Raw genomic sequence first — 22,727 nt, 5'->3', positions numbered from 1 at the left:
CAACACAAAGCAAATCAAAAAATCTCTGCGAATCTCTGTGTAAAAAGTTTAACCACAAAGCACACAAGGAAAGCACAAGGAGCACAAAAAAATCAGCGATTATCCGTTCAATCTGTGTTATCCGCGTTCTAAAACTGAACACTAATCACTGAATACTGAACACTACACTACTCAACCTCTACTGCAAACTGCGAATCGTACAATTTCTTGTAATAGCCATTAGGTTTATTCACCAGTTCGCTATGTTTACCGAATTCTACGATTTGCCCTTTATCCATCACGATGATTTTACTTGCATTAACAACGGTTGCTAATCGGTGGGCGATTACGATAGAAGTTCTGTCTTTAGTGATAGTTTCCGTTGCTTTTTGAATCAATTCTTCCGAATGCGTGTCGATTGATGAGGTGGCTTCATCCAAAATTAAAATACTTGGATTACTTACATACGCTCTTAAAAAGGCAATCAATTGGCGTTGTCCAGAAGATAGCATCACACCACGTTCTTTTACATTGTAGTCGTAGCCTTCTGGTAAACTCATGATGAAATCGTGCACACCAATTTTCTTTGCGGCTGTAATGACATCTTCTCGAGTAATCGCTTCGTTGTGAAGTGTAATATTGTTGTAAATGGTATCAGCAAACAAGAAAACATCTTGCAACACAATAGCAATTTGCTTGCGAAGACTTTCTAAAGTATAATTTTTAATATTCTGATTATCAATAGCAATTTCACCCGAATCAATTTCGTAAAAACGATTCAATAAATTGATAATAGTCGATTTTCCTGCACCTGTACTTCCCACAATAGCAATAGTTTCGCCAGGTTGGACTTCTAAATTAATGCCTTTTAAAACTTCTTCGTTTTTGATGTAACTAAAACGAACGTCTTTCAACTGAATTAAACCTTTAAAATGTGTCGCTTCAACTGTTCCGTTGTCTTGAACATCATCATGTTTTTCTAAGATTTCAAAAACTCTATCAGCGGCAACAATTCCCATTTGCATCACATTGAATTTATCTGCAATTTGACGTAAAGGGTTATAAAGCATTGAAATATACATATTAAAAGCAACTAATTGCCCAATTGAAGTGTCTGCATCTCCGTTAATAATCCACAAAGCACCAAAATACACAACTAATCCAATACTAATGTTTGAAATAATATCGGCAATAGGGAAGAAGATGGAGTTGTACAAAATGTTTTTTAACCATGCTACATTGTGTTTTTGGTTGATTTCTTTGAATTTTTCTAATTCAATTGCTTCTCTATTGAACAATTGTACAATTTTCATTCCGGTTAATCGCTCTTGAACAAAGGTATTTAAGTTAGCTACTTCGTTTCGAACTTCGTTAAAAGCACCCTTCATTTTTCTATTAAAAATGTTCGTTGCAATTAGGATGACAGGCATGATAACCAAAACAATTCCTGTAATTTTCCAATTTACAATCAGCATAAAAATGATAACAATAATCATTTTTAAAACATCACTAATAATCATAAACAATCCTTGACTGAAGATACTTGCAATGGACTCGATATCGGAAACGGAGCGCGTTACTAATTTCCCAACCGGTTCATTATCAAAATACTTCATTTTGAATGAATTGATATGGTCGTAAAGTTTGTTTCGTAAATCTTTAATTACATCTTGTCCTAACCAGTTCGCTATGTAACTGAAGTAAAATTGTGAAATTGCTTCAAGTAAAAGCGCCAAAAACATTATAACTACTAATATTTTAAGATTAGAGAAATTATCGTTTCCAGGGAAAATGGAAAGCATCAAACCTTCAAAATATTGCTGAATTACGTTTGTTTCTTTTTTAACTTCAATTAGATAATTATCAATTGTAAAATTTAATAAAAATGGTCTAAAAGCACTAATAATAGCTAAGAATACAGCCCAAAAGCACACAAAGTACAATTTTCCTTTGTGCGGTTTTGCATACACTAGCAATTTATTAAACGACGATTTTTTTCTTTTACTCATTAATTTTTTCTCTTTCTTTTATATACGGATACCTAACATTTACCAAATACAATCCATGTGCTGGAACTGAAAATCCGGCTTTTCCTCTGTTTTTACTTTCGATAATCGTTCTTAAATCAGCGACTTCTATTTTGCCTAAACCAATGTTAACCATAGTTCCTACAATCGCTCTTACCATATTGCGCAAAAATCGATCGGCGGTGATGGTAAAGATAAGCTGATTTCCCGATTGTTTCCAATGCGCTTCCGAAATTTTACAATTAAACGTATTCACATCGGTATGTACTTTCGAAAAACATTCAAAATCAATGTATTCGAATAAAATTTTGCACGCATCATTCATTTTATCCAAATCCAAATGATGTGAATGATACCAACTTCCATCGGTAATAAACGCATCTTTAAAAGTGTGCATGTAATATTCGTAAGTTCTCGAAGTCGCATCAAAACGCGCATGAGCCTCATCAGCTACTTTAAAAATTCGATAAACTACAATCGACGGCGGTAAAAACGAATTCAATTTGTGTGACCAATAGTCGGAATCCAATTCCAATTCGGTTTCAAAATGGGCATACATTTGTTTGGCATGTACGCCCGAATCGGTTCTTCCGGCACCTACAATTGCGATAGTTTCTCTGAAAAGGGTAGAAAGCGCCTTTTCCAAAGTTTCCTGTACCGAAGCGGCGTCAGGCTGACTCTGAAATCCATGGAAGTTTTTTCCGTTGTAGGCAAATTCTATGAAATATCTCAAAATTGGGTGTTCGGTTTTCTTAAATAGCTTGCAAATTTACAAAATTCAAAAGTAAAGTTCCTTTCAAATTGTGATAATAAAAACTTAATTTTGTCTTATGAAGAAAATTCTGTTGTTATCCGACACGCACAGCCACATTGATGATGCTATTTTGAAATACGTCAACCAAGCCGATGAAGTTTGGCACGCAGGCGATATTGGCGATTTAGCAGTTACCGATGCCATAAAAAAACTAAAACCCCTTCGAGGTGTTTATGGCAATATCGATGATGACAAAGCCAGAATGGAATTTCCTTTAAATAATCGATTTTTCTGTGAAGGTGTTGATGTTTGGATTACGCATATTGGCGGTTATCCCGATAAGTACAATCAGACAATACGAGCTGAAATCACAAAAAATCCTCCTAAATTATTTATTTGTGGTCATTCTCACATATTAAAAGTACAATTCGATAAAAAGTTGAATTTGCTACATATGAATCCAGGTGCTTGTGGAAAATATGGTTTTCATCAAGTACGAACCATGTTGCGTTTTGAAATCGATGGTGATAAAATCCAGAGTTTGGAGGTGATTGAGCTTGGTAAGAAGTAGTTTAAAACTTCAACATTCGTTATTCAACATTCGTTGTTCATCTGTTTAAAACAAAAAAATCCGAAACTTTCGCTTCGGATTTTTTCTTCGCACTAATAAACTAAGATGATAGGTTTATCGTAATCGATCAACAGATTTTACGAGCTCTTCGTCCTTTTTTATTGCCTTGTTGGCCAAGACTAATAAAACGATAGAAATTGCAGGAAGAAACATCCCAATACCCTTCTCAGAAACCATGGTTTCTCCGGATAAGTTTAGCGAGCGATACACAAAAAATCCTAGTAAAATAAAGTTAAATATCATGTTCAATCTGTTTAATACAAATTGATGTTGTCTCTTTTTAAAATTGATAATACTAAAAACTGCTAGTAAAGCTGAAACCACGAAAAAAATGATGTACAATAAAGAAGAAGTAAAAAATACTTCTTTTTTATCGGTTGTTGTCCATAAAGAAAATACAAATGGCAGAGCGCCCATCGCAATAGCGCTGATAGCCATATAAACCGTTTGAATTCTTTGTATCATTTTGAGTTGATTTGTAGAGCAAAAATAGTATTTCTTTTCAATTAAAACTATTGTTATATCCAAATTTATTCGTATTATTGCATTGTATTAGTCGTAAGTACTTCATTCTGCGACACCTTACACCTCAAAAAAAATCTATCATTTTTTTGTTTTAACCCTATAAACAATTTTATTCAACTTATATCCATGTTTGATATTGAAGTATTAAAGGAGATGAAACTCTCTGATTTGCAAGAGATTGCAAAAGTGGCTAAAATTAATAAGTACCGTTCTCTTAAAAAAGATGACTTGGTATACCAAATTTTAGACTTACAAGCAGCTAAGCCAGAAGTAATTAAATCAGAATTACCTAAAGAAGTAGCCACAGACCAACCTAAAGAAAAAAGAGCGCGAATTGCTCCTAAAAAAGAAGTTAGCCAAGCGCCAAAAATAAAAAAAGATTTATTTTCAAAACCTTTAAAAGATTTACCAGAAGATATTATTCCTCAAGTAACTGATAAAGATGAAGAAATCAAAGTAAGTGAGTCAAAAGTAGTTTCACCTAAACCAAATGACAAACTACCTCGTAAAGATTTTAAAAATAAAAAACCTTTACCAAACAAAGAAGCTACTAACGAAGAGGTAGCTAAAGCTGAAAAACCAATTAAAGAAGTGACTACTACAGAAACTTCTCAGAATGATAAAAATTTGCCGAGAAATCCAAATCACAAGGCAAATCAAAATAACCCTAACCATCCTGATTACAAAAAAAGTAATCCTACTGAAGGAAATACTGGGAACACTCCAAATACCAACAAAAATCCACATCAAAACAAAAAACAAAATTTCAGAGAACCTGATTATGAGTTCGACGGAATTATTGAAAGTGAAGGCGTTTTAGAAATGATGCCTGATGGTTACGGATTTTTACGTTCTTCAGATTACAATTATTTAGCGTCTCCAGATGATATTTATTTATCAACGTCTCAAATTCGTTTGTTCGGATTAAAAACAGGAGATACCGTAAAAGGAGTAGTGCGTCCTCCGAAAGAAGGAGAAAAGTACTTCCCATTAGTAAAAGTATTAAAAATTAACGGTCACGATCCACAAGTCGTGCGTGATAGAATTTCATTCGAACATTTAACACCAGTTTTTCCAACAGAAAAATTCAATTTAGCGGAACGTGGTAGTACCGTTTCAACGCGTATTATCGATTTGTTTTCTCCAATTGGAAAAGGACAACGTGGTATGATTGTAGCCCAACCAAAAACGGGTAAAACCATGTTGTTAAAAGATGTTGCGAATGCTATTGCGGCTAATCATCCAGAAGTTTATCTAATTGTTTTATTAATTGATGAACGTCCAGAAGAGGTAACTGATATGCAACGTAGCGTTCGTGGTGAAGTAATTGCTTCAACTTTCGACAGAGAGCCACAAGAGCACGTTAAGATTGCTAATATTGTATTAGAAAAAGCAAAACGTTTAGTAGAGTGCGGTCACGATGTAGTGATTTTATTAGACTCGATTACTCGTTTAGCAAGAGCTTACAATACAGTTCAACCAGCATCAGGAAAAGTGTTGAGTGGTGGTGTTGATGCGAATGCATTACAAAAACCAAAACGTTTCTTTGGAGCAGCTCGTAATGTAGAAAATGGTGGTTCATTAAGTATCATCGCAACTGCATTAACAGAGACTGGTTCTAAGATGGACGAAGTTATTTTCGAAGAATTCAAAGGAACAGGAAACATGGAATTACAGTTGGACAGAAGAATTGCCAACAAACGTATTTTCCCAGCCATCGACTTGGTTTCTTCAAGTACACGTCGTGATGATTTGTTATTAGACGAAAATACCATTCAAAGAATGTGGATTATGCGTAAATATTTAGCCGATATGAACCCAGTAGAAGCTATGGATTTCATTCATGACCGATTTAAGAAAACAAGAAACAACGAAGAATTTTTAATTTCGATGAATCAATAAAAATAAAAACTCCGATGATAATCGGAGTTTTTTTTATTTTAGCCTCTCTAAAATCCCTTTTCGTTTTACAATATTCTTATAATCCCACTGAATTTCTTTTGCTTTTTGAAGCCAATTTTTTAAATCGTTTGTGTCGATTTCATCAACAGAATTATAAAAAATAGAAGCATCTTGAAATTTACCTCCTAAAACATTGAGTTTGTCTTCATCAAAAGATTTTCCGCTCCAAAACATCAATCGGATACCTTTCTTTTGTTTACTATAACCTACAATTGGATTTCCCTCTAAAAACCAAACCGGATGCGCGTGCCAAATTTTATTTTCAGCTTCAGTCAAATGTAAATCGATTTGTTTTGCTAAAACATTACAGATTAATTGGTCTTCAGTTGATTGAGCGTTGTTGTATTCCGAGATTTCTGGATTCATAGCAATATTGTTTCCTTCAAATTTAATAAAAAAAGCTGAGTAAAATTTACGTTTTGTCAATCTGAACTTGTTTCAGATTCTCAAAATAGAGATGCTGAAACAAGTTCAGCATGACAGTAATTACGCTTTTTACTCAGCTTTTAGAATTTATTTAAATTCAAAAATTAAAACCCATTCACTATAGCTAAAAAGTCATCTGCTTTTAACGCAGCACCACCAATTAATCCACCATCGACATCAGGTTTTGAGAAGATTTCTTTGGCGTTATCTGGTTTTACGCTTCCTCCGTATAAAATGGTTAAGTTGTCTGCAATGTCAAAGCCGTATACTTTTTCAACTAAAGTTCTTATGAATTTGTGCATTTCTTGCGCTTGTTCAGGAGAAGCGGTTTCGCCTGTTCCAATTGCCCAAACCGGTTCGTAAGCTAATACAATATTAGTCCAATCTTTCTTCTCTAAATGGAACAATCCATCACGTAATTGGTATTCCACCACATTAAAATGATTGTCGTTTTGACGGTCTTTCAATTCTTCACCAAAGCAGAAAATAACACGCATTTCGTGTTTTAATGCGGTATCCACTTTACTAGCCAACAAAGCATCTGTTTCATGAAAATACGCACGTCTTTCGCTGTGACCTAAGATTACTGTGTTTACACCGATATCAGTCAACATTCCAGCTGCAATTTCGCCAGTGAAAGCGCCACCTTCTGCTTGGTGCATGTTTTGGGCTGTTACAGTAATTCCTTTTCCATTCGTAATTTCAACTGCTTTAGCTAAGTTTACAAATGTAGGTGCTACAATAATTTCAGTTGAAGTATTTGGTTTTTTAGCGATAATTTCTTCTATTAATGCAATAGTTTCCTGTTGGTTTTTATGCATTTTCCAGTTTCCAGCTACGATATTTTTTCTCATTGAAATTTCATTTTTATTAATTTCAAAAGTACTAATTTGTTTGTTTAATTAGTGTTTTTTGGTCACCTCTTTGTAATAAATTTACGCAAAGGTTTGCGAAGATTCTACTATTTATTTAACCTTGTTTAATACCTCTTTTATTTTGTCAAAATCTTTTTCTATGGCTCTGTATAAAACAATTTTACCAGTTTTGTCCACTATTAAGTATCTTGGAATCCAATCTACATCTAATGATTTCCCAAATGTTCCTTTCATGTTGTCACCAATGAAATAATTCTCACCTTCCACTTCATGTTTTTCGATTCCTTGAATCCATTTTTCAGATGTTTTGTCAAATGATAAGTTTACAAAAACAACGTCTTTACCATAAGTTTGGTTTAATTTTTTTACTTCTGGCATTGCTTTGATACAATCCGAACACCATGAAGCCCAAAGTTCTATGAATATTGTCTTTCCTTCGTGTTTTTTTACTATTTCATGGAAAGTAATTGGTTTATCTTCGGTTGTTTTTAAAACATAATTAAGACTTTCATTTTTAAAGGTAGTTTCTTCTTTTTGTGCACATCCTAAAGTGCTGATTAGCATTGTTGCTAAAACGAATATTTTTTTCATAGCTTATTTTTTTAATTCTGAATACGGTTTTTTAATTAATTTCTTGAATTCGGCTCCGTTGAATTTATTTTCATTGATGCCGTCGTAGTATTTGAATTCGTTACCATTCCATAAATATTTTACTCCAGGTGTATCTCTTCCTGAACCTAGTTCTGTCCAAAACGGAATCACATCAATCATTTTGTATGGGAATTTCGTTCCTGCGAATTCAAAAAATGTTGGAATTTTCTCTGGCTCTTCATTCATAAAAATCACATAAACAGGAGGGAAGTTCTTATCTTTTTTACGCATTTCGTTCAATTCTTTTGCGGTATCCATACAATGGTCGCAACCAGGAACAAAGTAGCACAGAATCTTTTTATCGGTATCAATTCCTGGAAAATATTTCTCGTAACTGGATTTTACTTTTTTAGGAGCATCTTCGGTTTTCTTTTCTTCTGTTTTTTTAATAGTATCTTTAGTGATTTCAGCTTTTGGCTCTTCAACAGTTAATAAAGCACTAGAATCTGCGATAACTCCTAAATTGTCTTGAATTTCAGAAGTTGGTTCAGTCATTACTTTTTCAACTGGTCGAATAGGAGCCAACATGAAAAGCCCTAAAATACAGCCTAAAGCAACCGATTTCAACAACCAAAAATTTGATTTTCCATCAGCGGGTAGTATTTTGAATAACCAAACTAATAAACAAATCGCAATGATGTTTTTGATAATGGCTTCCACCGGTGTCATTGGGATTAATTCTCCGAAACAACCACAGTTTCCTGCATTTCCGCTTACGAAAGTGGTGTAGCTTAAGTGAATTGTGAAAACAGCTAATAATAAAATGGTAGCCGGAATCGTGATTTTTTTCAAGTAATCTTTTAATAAAATAGCAATTCCTAAAGCAAATTCAATTCCGATTAAAATTCTTGAGAAATAAGGTGCAAAACCTTCTGAAAATCCTAGTGGATACAATTGTTTTACTTCAAAAGTGGAAATCGCAAAATAAGGCGATGGATATAATTTGGCTACAGCCGAAACAATAAATAAGGCAGAAATAATAAGGCGTAAAATCCAACTTAAGTTTTCTTTTTTCATGCTTTTTTTGATTTTTGATAAAAATACAATTTACAAAAAAGGTAATGTGTTAACGACTTGTTATTTATTTTCCATTAATATTAAAGCGAAAACCGAATAGTTAATCATGTCTTGGTAGTTGGCGTCAATTCCTTCCGAAACTAAAGTTTTTCCTTTGTTGTCTTCGATTTGTTTCACACGAAGTAACTTTTGAATGATTAAATCCGTTAAAGAACTGATTCGCATATCGCGCCAAGCTTCGCCATAATCATGATTTTTGTTTTCCATTAAGGCTTTCGTTTCCGCGATTTTTTCATCGTATAATCTTACAGCTTCATCAGCTGACATATCTGGTTGATTGGCAACTCCTTTTTCCATTTGAATCAAAGCCATCGCACAATAATTGATAATTCCGATGAATTCTGAAGTTTCATCTTCATCTACTTTACGGACTTCGTTTTCTTGTAAGCTGCGAATTCTTTGGGCTTTAATGAAAATTTGATCAGTTAAAGAAGGCAAACGTAAAACACGCCATGCCGTTCCGTAATCATGTGCTTTTTTTGAAAATAAATCGCGACAAACCGCTATAACTTTATCATATTGTTGAGAAGTATTCGACATTATTTGCTTTATATTTGTGTGAGAATTTTCAAAAGTAAGGAATTAACTCAAAATTGAAAAGAAATAAAGATGAATATCAATTGCAACGGAAATTTAATCGATTTATCAACTCCAAAAGTGATGGGGATTTTGAATGTGACACCCAATTCGTTTTACGATGGTGGCAAGCATAAAGAAATCAATTCGATTATTCATCAGGTTGATAAAATGCTTTCGGAAGGAGCTGATTTTATTGATATCGGAGCCTATTCGAGTAAGCCAAGTGCCGAATTTGTCTCGGAAGAAGAAGAAATCAAACGTTTGGTTCCGATTGTGAAATCATTGGTTGAAACGTTTCCTAATATTGTTTTATCGGTTGATACGTTTCGAGCTCAAGTTGCGAAAGCTTCAGTAGAAAATGGAGTTGCGATGGTAAATGACATTGCAGCAGGTTTATTAGATGATAAAATGTTGGAAACCGTTGCCGAATTGAAAGTGCCATACATCATGATGCACATGCGAGGCAATCCGCAAACGATGCAAAGTCTAACTGATTACAACGACATTGTAAAAGAAATGATTTTCTATTTTTCGGAGCGAATTCAAAAGGCGAGAAGCTTTGGAATTTCGGATATTGTGATTGATCCTGGATTTGGTTTTGCCAAAACAGTAGAACAGAATTACGAAGTATTACATAAAATGGAGTTGTTCGAAATGCTAGAATTGCCAGTATTAGTCGGAGTTTCCAGAAAATCGATGATTTATAAAGTATTAGAAAGTTCGCCACAAGAAGCTTTGAACGGCACTTCTGTGTTGAATACAATTGCGTTGCAAAAAGGAGCTAAAATTCTTCGAGTTCACGATGTAAAAGAAGCGGTGGAATGTATAAAATTAGTCAGTAAATTAAAATAAAGAATGAAAAAATTAGTTGCTATTGTTGCCTTGATTGGCTTGTTTTCTTGTAATAACGAAGAAGTATTATTACCCCAAGAAAGTGTTTCGGTTATGAAAGAAATGACCGACCATTCTCCTGTTTATATGTTCTTTAAAACCGAAGAAAATCCAGATGACAAAGAAAAATTAGATACGATTGTAGAAGTGAATCGCAAAAATGCTATTGCTTCGACCAATTGGGTGTTTAATATCGACAAGCGTTTGCCTTTGAAATTAGTCATTCCAGAAGTGATGAATTTACAAGACAAAAAGAAACGCAGTTCACACTCAAAAGAAGGAACCATGAATGTTTTTACGTATTCAGATAGTGTGGCTAAGAATTTGGCTTTTTTCCCTTTTACGGATGTCGAGTTTAAATACCGCAAACATTTTTCTAAGTTTTTTATTAAAAAACACGCCGAACATTATAGAAACTTCCACAATTTCACTGTGAATTTCAATAAAGACAATAAAATTACCGTTGATGGAAACGATGTTTCAAGAGAAGAATTTATCGATTTTATCAGAGAATTTGCTGACTTTACAAGCGATGGAAAAATCACCATGTTACATTTGAATTTTGATAATCGATTAACGTACGACCAATACATTCAAAACAAAATTTTGGCTTGGAAAGCAACAAATAATGAAATTCAATTGTCTTCTTTTGAATTTGTGTACGATGAGAAAAAATTGCCTGAATGTGGGTGTAAGTTATAAGTAATAAGTTAAGAATAGGATGAAGTAACTTCCTTTTATCCTTTTACCTTATCATTGATGATGATACGGTTCATTTCTCAAAATTGTGAACCCTCTATAAATTTGTTCAATTACAAAAAGTCGCACCATTTGATGCGAAAACGTCATTTCGGATAACGAAACTTTACCTTGTGCTTTTTGGTATACCGTTTCACTAAACCCGTATGGACCACCAATTACGAATACTAAGGTTTTGATTCCAGCATTCATTTTCTTTTGTAAAAAGTCGGAGAATCCTACGCTGCTGAACGTTTTTCCGTTTTCGTCGAGTAGAATTAAATGGTCGGTTGGTGTGATTTTGGATAAAATCAATTCGCCTTCTTTTTCTTTTTGTTGGGCTTCGGATAAATTCTTAACGTTTTTGATATCGGGAATAATTTCCAAATCAAATTTCACGTAAAACGACAAACGTTTGGTGTAATCATCAATCAAGGTTTGTAAGGCTTTGTTATCTGTTTTTCCGATAGCTAAAAGACGAATGTTCATGTGGTTGGTTTTGTGAAATGAAAAATCACTCTTTTTGGGAGTGATTTTCGATATTAGTTAATTTCTTCTGTTTGCTTCTCTTTGAAGTCGATTTCGCAAGCGTAAGAAAATAGTTTTTCTTTTTTAATGATATCCGCAGTTCCTTCAGGAAGCATATCTTCCCAACCTGATTCGCCTCTACAAATCATTTTTAAAATTTTTCTAGAGAAAATATCTAAGTTCTTTTCGTCATAATCTTTGATATCGATTACTTTTCCGTTGAATTTGAAGAATTTGTACAATTCTTTCATTCTAGGATGTACTTTTAAGTTTTCTGAAGTGATAACGTTTCCATTATCATCTTTCATTGGATATAAGTACACTTTTAAATCGCGATAGAATAATTTTCCAAAAGCTTCCAATATTCCTCCTGATAAATGGCGGTAGTATTTCTCGTCGAAAATTTCAACTAAGTTATTTACTCCCATAGCTAATCCCATTCTTGCTTTTGAATAGTTAGAGAAGTATTCCACAACTTTGAAATATTCTTGGAAGTTCGAAATCATTACGTTTTTCCCAAGTTTACAAAGTAACTCTGCACGGTCAAGGAAATCGCGTTCGTCAATTTCACCTTCGGCTTTTAAGTTGGAAAGCGTAATTTCAAAAACAACAAACGTGTTGTCTTCGGCAACTTTATTTTCTTTGATAAACATGTTGTATGATTCCTCATACATGTCCATATTTACTTTAGTAACAGGTCTAAAACTTCCTCTTAATGCTAAGATATTCTTCTTGTATAAAACAGCAGCAGGTAAGATATTTTTTCCATCAGGACCAAACATTACGGCATCGGTCATTCCGTTTTTAACCAATTGTAAACTCATCAAACGATTGTCAACATTAGCAAAACGAGGACCTGAAAAGTTTACCGTATCAATTTCTAATTGGTCTTTATCTAAATGGTCGTATAAATAACGAAGTAATTTTTTCGGGTCATTATATTTATAGAAAGCACCATAAATTAAATTTACCCCTAAAATTCCAAGAGTTTCTTGTTGTAATTTGGCATCATTTTCTTTGAAACGAATGTGAAGAATAATTTCGTTATAATCTTCGTCTGGCTCTACTTGATACACAATTCCAACCCATCCATGACCTTTAAATTGCTTTGCAAAGTCGATTGTAGCAACCGTATTAGCATAACTAAAAAACAATTTATTTGGATGTTTGTCTCTACTTAAACGTTGTTCAACAAGATTAATTTCGTGAGTTAGCATTTTGCGAAGACGACTTTCTGTAACATAACGACCATCAGCTTCTTCACCATAAATAGCGTCACTAAAGTCTTTATCGTATGCCGACATGGCCTTTGCAATAGTTCCAGAAGAGGCTCCTGCTCTAAAAAAGTTACGTACTGTTTCTTGTCCTGCACCAATCTCTGCAAACGTTCCATAGATGTTTTCATTAAGATTGATTCTTAATGCTTTATCTTTAATGGAAGGGATTTGCTCTATCTCTTTATCTCCACGAACTTTAATATCTGTAACCATGCTTTTCATTAAAATATATTTTGGGGTACACGAGAATAATAATCTCTAATTGCAAAGTTAATCATTTTATAAAAACTACCATAATTATTGTTATTTTTGTGCAAAAGATAAGGTTGTGAAAATTTACTTTTTAGGAACAGGTACGTCTCAAGGAATTCCAGTAATAGGAAGTCATCACTCGGTGTGCTTGAGTTCAGATGAGAAAGACAAGCGATTACGTGTCTCGGTTTGGATTGAAACCGAAGATACTTCTATTGTTATCGATTGTGGCCCCGATTTTAGACAACAAATGCTAAATTCCAAATGTCCTAAAATTGACGGATTATTATTTACGCACGAACATGCGGATCATACTGCGGGTTTAGATGATATTCGTCCGTTCTTTTTTAAACAAGGAGCTATTGCCATTTATGCTCATCAACGCGTATTGAAGAATTTAGAACGAAGATTCGATTACATCTTTGAAACCGAGAATAAATATCCAGGCGCACCTTCAGTTTCTGAAAATGAAGTAATTAATAACCAATCGTTTTTGGTTAATGATGAAGTTGTTATTCCTGTAAATGCTTATCATGGTTCCTTACAAGTTTTTGGATACCGAATTCAAGATTTTGTGTATTTGACAGATGTGAAAACAATGGAAGCTTCTGAAATCGAAAAAATTAAAGATTGTAAGTTTTTGGTAGTGAATTGCTTGAGAGAAGAACCACATGCAACACATTTTAATTTAGAAGAAGTTTTACATTTCATATCTTTGGTGCGTCCAAAAACAACTTATTTAACACATATTAGCCATTTGTTTGGTTTTCATGTAGAAATTCAGAAGAAATTGCCAGAAAATGTGTTTGTAGCTTATGATAATTTAGAAATTAATATTTAATACTTATGAAGAACGTAATTTTGTATGCTTTGATTTTCTCATTATTGTTTAATGTATTTCAATATGTGAATTCAACCAAAATATTAGATGCTAAAGACAAAGAGGTACTAAAAGTAAAAGCGAATTTAAAAACGTCGAGAGATTCTGTTGCTAGTTTGGCTAATGCTAATTATTTTGCTTTGGAAAGCGACGAAGATGCGCAAGAATATTTCTTTTCTAACAATTTAGATTATCAAAAAGTTGCTGTAAAAGTTAAGGAAGATTTGATTAGTTTAAACGAAAATAAAAAAGGAAATCCGCTTGTTCCTTATGAACCAATTGATGGTGTTCCGTTTTTGATTAATACATCAAAAATTCTGAATCACAGATGGATAATTGCTGAATTTTCTTGTGGCGATTTATGGGGTCAAGTTTTAATAAAATATTTTGTCACAGAAGGAAAACCAACTGATTTTGAAACAGTAGAAACGGTTTTATACGAAAGACAAACGAAAGAATAAATAAAATACAACGCATGTCAACTACAACAACTAAAACCCAATTAGAATGTTACTTTGAGGAGTTCAGAAAGGATATAATTGGTATCAATCAAAAATTTCAATCGCCTTTTGGGGAAAAGAAAATCATTTATACCGATTGGACAGCCAGCGGAAGATTATATCGCCCAATTGAAGAGAAATTAATGAATGATTTTGGTCCGTTTGTTGCCAATACGCATACCGAAACTTCTGTTACAGGAACCGCTATGACAATGGCGTATCATGAAGCACGTCACATTATCAAACATCATGTAAACGCATCGGATTCGGATATTTTAATTACCGATGGAACCGGAATGACGGGTGTTGTAAACAAATTCCAACGTATTTTAGGACTTCGTATTCCAGAAAATTTAAAAGAGTTTACTGCGATTCCAAACGAGTTGAAACCAATCGTTTTTATTTCGCACATGGAACACCATTCGAATCAAACGTCTTGGTTAGAAACCATTGCTGATGTAGTGGTAATTCCAGCTGATGAAAACGGATTATTATGTATTAATGAATTAAAAAATTTACTAGAAAAATACAAAGACAGAAGTTTTAAAATTGCTTCAATTACCTCATGTTCAAACGTTACCGGAATTAGAACTCCGTATCATGAAGTGGCAAAATTAATGCACCAAAATAACGGTGTTTGCTTTGTAGATTTCGCTTGTTCGGGTCCGTATGTGAATATCAATATGCATCCAGAAGATGCAGAAAGTTATTTGGATGCGATTTTCTTTTCACCTCATAAGTTTTTAGGTGGTCCTGGAACTTCAGGCGTTTTGATTTTCAACAAAGATTTATACAAAAATAACGTTCCCGATTGTCCCGGTGGCGGAACCGTAAGTTGGACAAACCCTTGGGGTGAGCACAAATACATCGACAATATCGAAGATAGAGAAGATGGTGGAACTCCAGGTTTCTTACAAGTAATGAAAACGGCTTTGGCAATTCAGTTGAAAGAAAAAATGGGTGTTCAAAATATTTTAGATAGAGAACACGAAATTGTTGACTACATTTTTGATGCTCTTGGAAATATCGATAACTTACATATTCTGGCAAACCAACACCAAGATAGGTTAGGAGTCATTTCGTTTTACATTGATGATTTACATTACAATTTAGGAGTAAAATTACTAAATGATAAATTCGGAATTCAAACACGTGGTGGCTGCAGTTGCGCTGGAACTTACGGACATTATTTGTTACACGTAGACCAAGAAACTTCGCATGATTTGGTTTGTAAAATTTCTTCAGGAGATTTAATTCAAAAACCGGGATGGATTCGTATGTCGATTCACCCAACGACTACAACAGAAGAAATTGAATTCGTTTGCGAAAACATCAAAGCTTTAGCAGCTAATCATAAAGAATGGGGAACGGATTACGAGTACAATCCTAAAACCAATGAATTTGTTCATAAAAGTGCCAAAGGTGAAATCAAGGAAATGGTTCACAATTGGTTTAATTTATAAAAAGAAAGCTCAGTGATTACTGAGCTTTTTCTTTTGTATGTTTCCATCTTTTATGCGTCCACAAGTAAAATTCGGGAGCTTCATAGATTTGTTCTTCTACTAATTTCAAGAATTTATCAGTAATCTCGTAATTAGGAACCGATTTTACATCTTCAGAAAGAATTTCAAAATTTGCTTCGTAATAGCCTCTTTTTACTTTCTTAACTTTTAAGAAAATCACATTCATATCAAAACGTTTAGCAAGCATTTCTGCCCCTGTGTGAACGGGAACAATATGTCCCATAAAAGGTGCCCAATGATAAGCAGCATTTGCCTTTGGCGATTGATCACTAGCAAAGCCATATATACCTAAAACATGATTTTTATGATTTTCTGCAATTGTTGGAATAGTTTGCTTTGTAGTAATTAATTCGGCTTTAAATTTAGAGCGAATTCTTTTTACTAATTTGTCAAAATACGGATTGGATAATTTTTTATAAATTCCAAATCCTTTGCAATGAATGTAATAATTCATTGATACTACCCATTCATAACTAGCATAATGCGCACACATTAAGGCAATACTTTTGTTCTTTTTTTCCAATTCATAATATACCTCCATGTTGCTAAAAGTAAATCGTTTTTCAATTTCTTTTTGCGAGATGGTAATGGTTTTTATCATTTCTAAGAACATATCACACATGTGGCTGTAAAATTTCTTTTCAATGGCAAGTCTTTCTTTATCAGATAAATGGGGTAAAGCTAATTTAATGTTAGCACGCACTACTTTTTTTCTGTAACCAATAATGTTATAGGTTAAAAAACATATAAAATCGGAAAACAAATAAAAAATAGGGAATGGTAGAATAGATATTATCCACAGTATCGGATAGATAAGTATGTAAACTAATAATTGCATTCGTTTAAATTTTTACAAATATACTTTTTTACTTGCAAGTAAATTTGCCAAAGTATTCCTAAATTTACAAAAAAAAACTTTATGAACATTGTTTTATTAGTTATTCTTGCGGCTAATGGTTTAATTAGTTATAAAGGTTTTAACGATACACATTTCTTTAGAAAATACGAATTTCATATTGGAAGCATTCGCTCTGGTGAACAGTTTAGAATGTTTTCTTCTGGATTTTTACATGTAGATTTGATGCATTTGCTTTTCAATATGTTTACGCTTTATATGTTTGCTCCTTTTGTAATTAATAGTGTAGGTGCTATGTATTTTGCTTATCTGTATTTTGGAAGTTTAATTGCGGGAAATTTACTCACTTTGTATTTTCATAAAGATGAATATTACTACCGTGCGGTTGGCGCTTCTGGTGCGGTAATGGGAATTATTTACAGCGCTATTTTGTTAGAACCTAATTTGTACATGTACGGATTTATTCCAGGTTACATCTTCGGATTTGCCTATTTATTATTTTCAATTTATGGTATGAAAGCAAAGAATGATAATATTGGCCATGTAGCGCATTTTGGTGGCGCTATTGGCGGATTTGTAATTACTTTAGTAAAATTTCCTTTTTTAATTACAGAAGAACCAAAAACAGTTATGGCTTTATTGGTTCCTATTGTAATTTTATTTATCATGGCTAAAATGAAAAAAATATAAGGAGATTCATTTTTGGCACAATACTTGAAAACTATAAATTATTAAAATATTAAGATTATGAAAAAACTAGTAATGATACTATTATTCTCAGTAGGTATGGTACAAGCACAAGAAGTAAAAACAGTTCCACAAATTAGTGTTTCTGGCGAAGGTAAAATCAAAGTAACTCCAGACGAAGCTATAATTACGGTTGCTGTGGAAAACACAGGAAAAGAAGCAGCCGAAGTAAAAAAGAAAAACGATGAAATCGTAGATAAAGTCTTGAAATTAATCAAGCAACGCGGAATTCCAACAGCCGATTATCAAACACAACGTGTAAACTTGTATAAAAACTACGATTATAATACTAAAAAATACAATTATGTAGCCAATCAAACGATTTCTATTCATTTGAAAGACTTAACCAAATACGATAAGTTAATGATGGATTTGGTAGATAGCGGTATCAACTCAATTCAAGGAGTAGAATTCAAATCATCTAAAATTAAAGAATACGAAAGTCAAGCGCGTAAGAGAGCAATGGTAGATGCTAAACAAAAAGCAGAAGATTACGTTTCTGTTTTAGCGGGACAAAAAGTAGGGAAGGCGTTAGTGATTTCTGATAATTCTTATACCAATTATCCACGACCAGTTTATGCTTCTATGAAATCAGTTGATGTTGCATACGAACAAATGCCTGAAAAAGAAACATTAGCCATTGGAGAAATTGAGATTATTTCAAACGTATCCGTTTCTTTTGTCTTAGAATAAGAAAATAAGCTAAAAAAATTGAAAAGCCAGAATGTAAGTTCTGGCTTTTTTTATGTTCTAATATTTAGCAGTCGTCATAAATAACTTTCTAACGTACTTGGGGCTTTTTGAAGTGGCGGAACTTATTATTATTGTTATAAATAGGCTTAGAACGAAGAAAAGAAAATCTTACTTCGAATAAGAAATACAAATATTGACACCTCAAATAAACACTTAATTTAGGCTGTTTCTTAAAATGGATTTATTTAAGCTCATTTTTTATTTGCTCTATTCCATTCATAATTCCAGTAAGATATTTATCATTTTTAAATTCTGGAATAATATAATTTTCTATAATGTTTTTTGTTTCTTCATCCGTAAGTTTTTCCCTAATTTGGTCTACATTTTGTATTTGAATTTGTCTAAGGTTTTTACTGATGACAATTACAATCTCTGCATTTTTATTTTGCTTAACATTAATGTTTTTTGCTAAGTCTAATGAGTAATTAAAAATATCTTTATAAGGTTCTATAGAAGAAACAGTAACTAAAATAATTTTATGATGCGATTGATTGAAATAAGTTTCTAATTTTTCATCAATTATTGGTACTTCGTCCCATGCAAAAATATTTTCAAAGTCATTTACGAAGAAAGGTGTTTCTGGAAAAACATTACTTTTTTTTTCTAATTGTGGGTTTGTTTGCGCAAAATTAGAGTTTGAAAATAAAAGAGAAAGAAGAATTATAAAGAATGATTTATTCATGATTTGATTTAAATTGGAAATAACGTTCCAGCGCTTGACGTAAGTTGCGAGCTTCGGAACGGTTTGTTTCTGTTAAAGATAAAATTTTTTGCGAAATGTAAACGTGAATTAACCACAAAATTCGCAATCTTGCAAAAACCTTGTTAGTTATAAATTCTATTATTTTGGCTCATAGCTTTTTAATTCCAAATCGTAAAAAATATTTTTAGAAGATTGAATGTAGATATAACTTTTTTTTCTGTTTTCTTCAATGTCTTTGTTCGAAATAATAACATCATTTCTATATGTCCATTCACCTTTTTGATAACTGTACAAAAGCGGCTCTGATGATGCATAAAACAAATAGATAAAATCATTTTTATCAGAAGGTTTTATTTTCCATTTCATTGTAGTCAAATCAAAAACTCCCTTTTTTTTGTCTACGGAATAGATGACATAACCAAAGCTTTGGTCTTGTACTTCACCATAAATAGTATTGTCATCAAAAGCTTCTTCAAGTTGTATATTGTTTAACAATGATTTATAAACATATTTTTTATCATTTCTAATAGTTAAAAACCAAATATCAGTATCATCAGAATAAATTTGTTTTAGCATTGGATAATATTCTGTCTTTTTAAAGTTTAAGAACTCTTGCCCTTCTTGATTAATTATGCTGTAATATTTTTTATTGTTTTCTAATATTTTAATAATTGCATAATAATTATTTTTAAAAAAAATAATATTTTGAATTAAAGGTTCATCGTCTTTTTCATTATAAAATTTAGGATTAAAATGTTTTAGTTTTCCATTTTCATCAACTACAAACCCATTTACGTCCTCTTTTACCATGTTTTTATAAGTTTTTTTTACTTCTGGACCTCCTTCTTCATAGATGTCAAATTCTTGATATTCAGACTTTTCTAAAGATTCTATTTTGTAATTATCTTTGCTTCCTAAAATTTTACCAGAGCATCCATTTTGTAAACCATTGGTTTCAAAGCTATAATAGAATTGAACAAAAGGTTTAAAAAAATAAGCCTCTCGCATAATTGGTTTTGTGATTATCTTTTTGGTAATTCTATGAATATATCCCCATTTATTTTCTTTTTCAGAATAATATGGAATCAAATCTTTAGAGTTAAATGGTTTTATTTTATTTATAAATTGGGTTGTAATTTTCTCATCACAGCTCAATTCTTGTGCAGTAATATGAAGTGAAAAAAATATAAAAATTACTAATAAGATGATTCTTGTTTTGGTCATAATTCTTGATTTTGAGTTTTTATTATTGCAAACTTTTCTTGGCTATTAGCTTTTGAGAATCCAGCGAATTGCGTACGGTAAGGTAATATGTTTTTTTGTAAAAATAGGGTAGAAGCCAAGAAAAACTACCTGAGATGAATAACAACTGTTATGTAACATATTTATCACTTTTTCTTTGCTTTCCAGTATATTTTTTCTATTTCAAATTTCTTTGTTTTTGGATTAAAGTTGTAAAGTATTGCGTTTCCAATTAAACAGTTTTCATAATCTTCTTTTGTTAAATACCAAGAACTTTCAATTTCAATGGTATTCTTCTTTGTAAAGTCAAACTCAAAAATTGGATCATTCATTTCTTCAAATTTTTCTGCACAGTTTTCAGTATGTTCTTTTTTCTTTAGTAGTTCTTTGAAGTTGGAAAATAATTCTTCTTCATCTGAATAGTTTCTCAATTCATTAGATTTTACTTCATAAATATTTAAAGTGTTTCCGTCTCCAACAATATCGTCAGTGATAACAATATAGGAACTTTCTGAAGTTCTATAAATGTTTATTGACCAAAAACCATCAACAATTGAAAATCCTGCTTTATTTGGTTCAAAATATTTTTGATTAAAATAATCAGGATTATTATCGGTGTAATAACCGTTTTCTTTTATTTCATTATACCACTTAATTCGGTCTTCTAATTTCCATTCCCAACTTGAAAAAGCACTATCAGGTAAAAGTAAAATTATGTCAAGTAAATCTTTGTTTTTTTTAAAATCAACATCGATTTTATTTATTGAATTTGATTTTTCATTTTTTTTTAAAAGCTCAGTTTTAAGAGTGTCTTTAGAGTTTGAAGTCGTTGAAACTGCATTTAGCGTTTTATTTTTACAAGATACAATTGTTAATGTAAACAATATAATTAGAAGTTGTTTCATTCTGTAAGTTTGATTTGTCAAAAGGAGTCACATAATGTCTCGCAGGCTTTAAGTAGGTTAGGATAAGTTTTCTCAAAACTAATAAATTAAGGATATAGGTTACAAATGCAAAACTAACTTTAAATTAAGCTTAAAACCAATATTTGTAGCTGTTCGTTTTTATTAAAATGGTGTTGTTTCTATCCGCATTTTATATTTTCCTTTTTCAATAACCCACAACAATGCATATCCACCTGCGCTGTCACCATTTAATGATTGAATATATAAAGTCTCTAATTTTTCATCATAATTGATTAATGTATATTCTGAATTTGGCTCGTATAAGTTTTCGATAGCTTTTTTGGGAATTGATAATTTTAGTGTATCTATTTCAATTTTAATAGAATTGTATTCTTTATTTGGGATACGTCCATCAGTTCCAAAAATGTCTTTTCCATCAATTTTATAAAGCTGATTTGGATTTTCTTTGTAGTATTTATAAGTATGTTTAGTTTTTTCAAATTTCTGTTCAACTATATCGACTTTCACTTTTTGGTTTACGAATACGGTGTGGTTCTCTAAAGTTTTTATTCTAGGTATTTTTGTAAATTCAGTCAATCCTTTTATTCTATCTTTATAAACGTAACCATTTAATTCTTTTCCATTTTTTTTATATTCTATAAGTATCCAATTTCCTTCTGCTCCAAAATATGAAACGATAAATCCGTTATCTAATTTATCGGTTATATTATTTTTTATTTCTTTAGAACTTCTAACATTTACAAAACCATCGTTGTCATTTATTACTCCAAATTCAAATTGTTGTCCAAAACAAAAGGAAAAATTTAAAAAAAATAGTAAGTAAATCCATTTAGTCATAATTTACGGTTTTCATTTTCGTATTGCTCAGCCAAACTGTCGGCTAACATTGGGTGAAGTTATTTTATGTTTAATTGTCGATTTTCTTCTGCAGCTTTTTTGTCCATATAGCTTCCAAGTTGTCTTCCAATAAGTAAACCAACAGGAAATCCTATTTCTATAAAAGCCATGTTTTTAAAAACGGAACCGAAAAGACCACTGATTAATGGACCAAATGTAGCCATACCTAACACAGTCCAAAGATTTTTATAATAGTCCTTTTTTACGAGCTTATATTTTCTTTCTATTTCTTTTAATAATTTTTTTTCAAAAGCATTTAATTCTTTAAAATATAAGTTCTCTTGATTTTCAATTGTTTTACTTTCATTCACAAAATCTTCAATGAATTTATGGGTTTCAGCATCAATTATATTTCTATTTAAAATTTCAGATAGTAGATCGTTTATTTGATTTTCTTTGTCTTTGATTTTTTGAGAATTTAAATTTATATTTTGAATTCGCATGGGGTTAGTATTCTGTCTTTTATAATTTTTAAAAACGTTCTGTGGCTTGGCAAGAAGGTTTTGGCTTCTTAGAACGATTATTTCT

The 22,727-nt window shown here is 32.0% G+C and carries 25 protein-coding genes; 9 read left to right on the top strand and 16 right to left on the bottom strand.

Annotation, left to right across the window (positions count from 1 at the left end):
• Nucleotides 1–167: 167 nt before the first annotated feature.
• Nucleotides 168–1,988 (bottom strand): ABC transporter ATP-binding protein, encoded by a 1,821-nt coding sequence (locus BP92_RS0104625; RefSeq protein WP_026724973.1) that lies wholly within the window; start codon nt 1,986–1,988, stop codon nt 168–170.
• Nucleotides 1,981–2,739: a tRNA pseudouridine(38-40) synthase TruA gene (truA, locus tag BP92_RS0104620; RefSeq protein ID WP_026724972.1), complete on the bottom strand. Its 759-nt coding sequence runs from the start codon at nt 2,737–2,739 to the stop codon at nt 1,981–1,983. Before truA ends, BP92_RS0104625 begins: the two co-directional genes overlap by 8 nt.
• Before the next feature lie 97 nt (nt 2,740–2,836).
• Here truA and BP92_RS0104615 point away from each other — a divergent pair, with 97 nt between their 5' ends.
• Nucleotides 2,837–3,331, top strand: a complete 495-nt coding sequence (locus BP92_RS0104615; RefSeq protein ID WP_026724971.1) for a metallophosphoesterase family protein — start codon at nt 2,837–2,839, stop codon at nt 3,329–3,331.
• A 114-nt stretch (nt 3,332–3,445) separates the two neighbouring features.
• Here the strand turns inward: BP92_RS0104615 and BP92_RS0104610 are convergent, their stop codons facing one another.
• Nucleotides 3,446–3,856, bottom strand: a complete 411-nt coding sequence (locus tag BP92_RS0104610) for a DUF4293 domain-containing protein (protein WP_026724970.1) — start codon at nt 3,854–3,856, stop codon at nt 3,446–3,448.
• 186 nt (nt 3,857–4,042) lie between these two features.
• On the opposite strand from BP92_RS0104610, the gene rho reads away from it, so the two are divergent.
• Nucleotides 4,043–5,818, top strand: coding sequence for a transcription termination factor Rho (gene rho / locus BP92_RS0104605; RefSeq protein ID WP_026724969.1), 1,776 nt, complete (start codon nt 4,043–4,045; stop codon nt 5,816–5,818).
• Between the two features lie 33 nt (nt 5,819–5,851).
• On the opposite strand, the gene BP92_RS0104600 is transcribed toward rho, so the two are convergent.
• From BP92_RS0104600 to BP92_RS0104580, 5 genes are all read right to left on the bottom strand, one after another.
• Nucleotides 5,852–6,244, bottom strand: coding sequence for a DUF1801 domain-containing protein (locus tag BP92_RS0104600; RefSeq protein WP_026724968.1), 393 nt, complete (start codon nt 6,242–6,244; stop codon nt 5,852–5,854).
• A 164-nt stretch (nt 6,245–6,408) separates the two neighbouring features.
• Nucleotides 6,409–7,158, bottom strand: coding sequence for a triose-phosphate isomerase (gene tpiA / locus BP92_RS0104595; RefSeq protein WP_026724967.1), 750 nt, complete (start codon nt 7,156–7,158; stop codon nt 6,409–6,411).
• Nucleotides 7,159–7,269: 111 nt separating this feature from the next.
• Complete coding sequence (locus BP92_RS0104590; protein WP_026724966.1) at nt 7,270–7,770, bottom strand: TlpA family protein disulfide reductase; 501 nt, start codon at nt 7,768–7,770, stop codon at nt 7,270–7,272.
• A gap of 3 nt (nt 7,771–7,773) precedes the next feature.
• Nucleotides 7,774–8,847, bottom strand: a complete 1,074-nt coding sequence (locus BP92_RS0104585; protein ID WP_026724965.1) for a DoxX family protein — start codon at nt 8,845–8,847, stop codon at nt 7,774–7,776.
• A gap of 60 nt (nt 8,848–8,907) precedes the next feature.
• Complete coding sequence (locus tag BP92_RS0104580; protein ID WP_026724964.1) at nt 8,908–9,447, bottom strand: DUF1599 domain-containing protein; 540 nt, start codon at nt 9,445–9,447, stop codon at nt 8,908–8,910.
• Between the two features lie 69 nt (nt 9,448–9,516).
• Between BP92_RS0104580 and folP the strand changes: the two genes are divergently transcribed.
• Both folP and BP92_RS15795 read left to right on the top strand, forming a co-directional pair.
• The gene (folP, locus tag BP92_RS0104575; RefSeq protein ID WP_026724963.1) at nt 9,517–10,338 is read left to right on the top strand and encodes a dihydropteroate synthase; all 822 of its coding nucleotides are present in this window, start codon (nt 9,517–9,519) and stop codon (nt 10,336–10,338) included.
• Nucleotides 10,339–10,341: 3 nt separating this feature from the next.
• Nucleotides 10,342–11,079 carry a hypothetical protein gene (locus tag BP92_RS15795; protein WP_051604393.1) on the top strand — a complete coding sequence of 246 codons (738 nt, stop codon included), beginning with the start codon at nt 10,342–10,344 and terminating at the stop codon, nt 11,077–11,079.
• Nucleotides 11,080–11,130: 51 nt separating this feature from the next.
• Here BP92_RS15795 and rlmH read toward each other — a convergent pair whose 3' ends face one another.
• Both rlmH and BP92_RS0104560 read right to left on the bottom strand, forming a co-directional pair.
• A complete protein-coding gene (gene rlmH / locus BP92_RS0104565) occupies nt 11,131–11,604 on the bottom strand; it encodes a 23S rRNA (pseudouridine(1915)-N(3))-methyltransferase RlmH (RefSeq protein WP_026724962.1) in 474 nt (157 codons plus the stop codon).
• A 53-nt stretch (nt 11,605–11,657) separates the two neighbouring features.
• On the bottom strand, nt 11,658–13,133 hold the full coding sequence (locus tag BP92_RS0104560; RefSeq protein ID WP_026724961.1) for a hypothetical protein: 1,476 nt from the start codon (nt 13,131–13,133) through the stop codon (nt 11,658–11,660).
• A 115-nt stretch (nt 13,134–13,248) separates the two neighbouring features.
• On the opposite strand from BP92_RS0104560, the gene BP92_RS0104555 reads away from it, so the two are divergent.
• From BP92_RS0104555 to BP92_RS0104545, 3 genes are read left to right on the top strand one after another with little or no spacing between them, the layout of a single operon-like run.
• Nucleotides 13,249–14,013: an MBL fold metallo-hydrolase gene (locus tag BP92_RS0104555; protein ID WP_026724960.1), complete on the top strand. Its 765-nt coding sequence runs from the start codon at nt 13,249–13,251 to the stop codon at nt 14,011–14,013.
• Between the two features lie 5 nt (nt 14,014–14,018).
• Entirely contained in the window at nt 14,019–14,513 is a 495-nt protein-coding gene (locus BP92_RS0104550) for a hypothetical protein (RefSeq protein WP_026724959.1), read from the top strand.
• A gap of 14 nt (nt 14,514–14,527) precedes the next feature.
• Complete coding sequence (locus BP92_RS0104545) at nt 14,528–16,015, top strand: aminotransferase class V-fold PLP-dependent enzyme (RefSeq protein ID WP_026724958.1); 1,488 nt, start codon at nt 14,528–14,530, stop codon at nt 16,013–16,015.
• 16 nt (nt 16,016–16,031) lie between these two features.
• On the opposite strand, the gene BP92_RS0104540 is transcribed toward BP92_RS0104545, so the two are convergent.
• On the bottom strand, nt 16,032–16,913 hold the full coding sequence (locus BP92_RS0104540; protein ID WP_026724957.1) for a lysophospholipid acyltransferase family protein: 882 nt from the start codon (nt 16,911–16,913) through the stop codon (nt 16,032–16,034).
• An 81-nt stretch (nt 16,914–16,994) separates the two neighbouring features.
• Here BP92_RS0104540 and BP92_RS0104535 point away from each other — a divergent pair, with 81 nt between their 5' ends.
• Together BP92_RS0104535 and BP92_RS0104530 are read left to right on the top strand one after the other, a co-directional pair.
• Nucleotides 16,995–17,621, top strand: a complete 627-nt coding sequence (locus tag BP92_RS0104535) for a rhomboid family intramembrane serine protease (RefSeq protein ID WP_026724956.1) — start codon at nt 16,995–16,997, stop codon at nt 17,619–17,621.
• Between the two features lie 57 nt (nt 17,622–17,678).
• Entirely contained in the window at nt 17,679–18,371 is a 693-nt protein-coding gene (locus BP92_RS0104530) for an SIMPL domain-containing protein (protein WP_026724955.1), read from the top strand.
• Between the two features lie 241 nt (nt 18,372–18,612).
• Here BP92_RS0104530 and BP92_RS0104525 read toward each other — a convergent pair whose 3' ends face one another.
• From BP92_RS0104525 to BP92_RS16670, 5 genes are all read right to left on the bottom strand, one after another.
• On the bottom strand, nt 18,613–19,113 hold the full coding sequence (locus BP92_RS0104525) for a TPM domain-containing protein (protein ID WP_026724954.1): 501 nt from the start codon (nt 19,111–19,113) through the stop codon (nt 18,613–18,615).
• Between the two features lie 159 nt (nt 19,114–19,272).
• Nucleotides 19,273–20,358 carry a hypothetical protein gene (locus BP92_RS0104515; RefSeq protein ID WP_026724953.1) on the bottom strand — a complete coding sequence of 362 codons (1,086 nt, stop codon included), beginning with the start codon at nt 20,356–20,358 and terminating at the stop codon, nt 19,273–19,275.
• A 164-nt stretch (nt 20,359–20,522) separates the two neighbouring features.
• Nucleotides 20,523–21,281, bottom strand: a complete 759-nt coding sequence (locus tag BP92_RS0104510; RefSeq protein ID WP_026724952.1) for a hypothetical protein — start codon at nt 21,279–21,281, stop codon at nt 20,523–20,525.
• A 162-nt stretch (nt 21,282–21,443) separates the two neighbouring features.
• Nucleotides 21,444–22,139, bottom strand: coding sequence for an SH3 domain-containing protein (locus BP92_RS0104505; RefSeq protein ID WP_026724951.1), 696 nt, complete (start codon nt 22,137–22,139; stop codon nt 21,444–21,446).
• Nucleotides 22,140–22,198: 59 nt separating this feature from the next.
• On the bottom strand, nt 22,199–22,642 hold the full coding sequence (locus BP92_RS16670) for a hypothetical protein (RefSeq protein WP_051604392.1): 444 nt from the start codon (nt 22,640–22,642) through the stop codon (nt 22,199–22,201).
• Between the last annotated feature and the right edge of the window lie 85 nt (nt 22,643–22,727).

The sequence above is a fragment of the Flavobacterium sasangense DSM 21067 genome (assembly GCF_000686885.1).
Lineage (GTDB): Bacteria > Bacteroidota > Bacteroidia > Flavobacteriales > Flavobacteriaceae > Flavobacterium > Flavobacterium sasangense.
Note: the sequence above shows the minus strand (reverse complement) of the source record. Positions and strands in the feature narration are given on the sequence as shown.

What these genes read in the sequence shown, in the direction of transcription:
- BP92_RS0104625 (WP_026724973.1), bottom strand. Translation starts at nt 1,988, where the DNA reads ATGAGTAAAAGAAAAAAATCGTCGTTTAATAAATTGCTAGTGTATGCA.
- BP92_RS0104615 (WP_026724971.1), top strand. Translation starts at nt 2,837, where the DNA reads ATGAAGAAAATTCTGTTGTTATCCGACACGCACAGCCACATTGATGAT.
- BP92_RS0104610 (WP_026724970.1), bottom strand. Translation starts at nt 3,856, where the DNA reads ATGATACAAAGAATTCAAACGGTTTATATGGCTATCAGCGCTATTGCG.
- rho (WP_026724969.1), top strand. Translation starts at nt 4,043, where the DNA reads ATGTTTGATATTGAAGTATTAAAGGAGATGAAACTCTCTGATTTGCAA.
- BP92_RS0104600 (WP_026724968.1), bottom strand. Translation starts at nt 6,244, where the DNA reads ATGAATCCAGAAATCTCGGAATACAACAACGCTCAATCAACTGAAGAC.
- tpiA (WP_026724967.1), bottom strand. Translation starts at nt 7,158, where the DNA reads ATGAGAAAAAATATCGTAGCTGGAAACTGGAAAATGCATAAAAACCAA.
- BP92_RS0104590 (WP_026724966.1), bottom strand. Translation starts at nt 7,770, where the DNA reads ATGAAAAAAATATTCGTTTTAGCAACAATGCTAATCAGCACTTTAGGA.
- BP92_RS0104585 (WP_026724965.1), bottom strand. Translation starts at nt 8,847, where the DNA reads ATGAAAAAAGAAAACTTAAGTTGGATTTTACGCCTTATTATTTCTGCC.
- BP92_RS0104580 (WP_026724964.1), bottom strand. Translation starts at nt 9,447, where the DNA reads ATGTCGAATACTTCTCAACAATATGATAAAGTTATAGCGGTTTGTCGC.
- folP (WP_026724963.1), top strand. Translation starts at nt 9,517, where the DNA reads ATGAATATCAATTGCAACGGAAATTTAATCGATTTATCAACTCCAAAA.
- BP92_RS15795 (WP_051604393.1), top strand. Translation starts at nt 10,342, where the DNA reads ATGAAAAAATTAGTTGCTATTGTTGCCTTGATTGGCTTGTTTTCTTGT.
- rlmH (WP_026724962.1), bottom strand. Translation starts at nt 11,604, where the DNA reads ATGAACATTCGTCTTTTAGCTATCGGAAAAACAGATAACAAAGCCTTA.
- BP92_RS0104560 (WP_026724961.1), bottom strand. Translation starts at nt 13,133, where the DNA reads ATGGTTACAGATATTAAAGTTCGTGGAGATAAAGAGATAGAGCAAATC.
- BP92_RS0104550 (WP_026724959.1), top strand. Translation starts at nt 14,019, where the DNA reads ATGAAGAACGTAATTTTGTATGCTTTGATTTTCTCATTATTGTTTAAT.
- BP92_RS0104545 (WP_026724958.1), top strand. Translation starts at nt 14,528, where the DNA reads ATGTCAACTACAACAACTAAAACCCAATTAGAATGTTACTTTGAGGAG.
- BP92_RS0104540 (WP_026724957.1), bottom strand. Translation starts at nt 16,913, where the DNA reads ATGCAATTATTAGTTTACATACTTATCTATCCGATACTGTGGATAATA.
- BP92_RS0104535 (WP_026724956.1), top strand. Translation starts at nt 16,995, where the DNA reads ATGAACATTGTTTTATTAGTTATTCTTGCGGCTAATGGTTTAATTAGT.
- BP92_RS0104530 (WP_026724955.1), top strand. Translation starts at nt 17,679, where the DNA reads ATGAAAAAACTAGTAATGATACTATTATTCTCAGTAGGTATGGTACAA.
- BP92_RS0104525 (WP_026724954.1), bottom strand. Translation starts at nt 19,113, where the DNA reads ATGAATAAATCATTCTTTATAATTCTTCTTTCTCTTTTATTTTCAAAC.
- BP92_RS0104515 (WP_026724953.1), bottom strand. Translation starts at nt 20,358, where the DNA reads ATGACCAAAACAAGAATCATCTTATTAGTAATTTTTATATTTTTTTCA.
- BP92_RS0104510 (WP_026724952.1), bottom strand. Translation starts at nt 21,281, where the DNA reads ATGAAACAACTTCTAATTATATTGTTTACATTAACAATTGTATCTTGT.
- BP92_RS0104505 (WP_026724951.1), bottom strand. Translation starts at nt 22,139, where the DNA reads ATGACTAAATGGATTTACTTACTATTTTTTTTAAATTTTTCCTTTTGT.
- BP92_RS16670 (WP_051604392.1), bottom strand. Translation starts at nt 22,642, where the DNA reads ATGCGAATTCAAAATATAAATTTAAATTCTCAAAAAATCAAAGACAAA.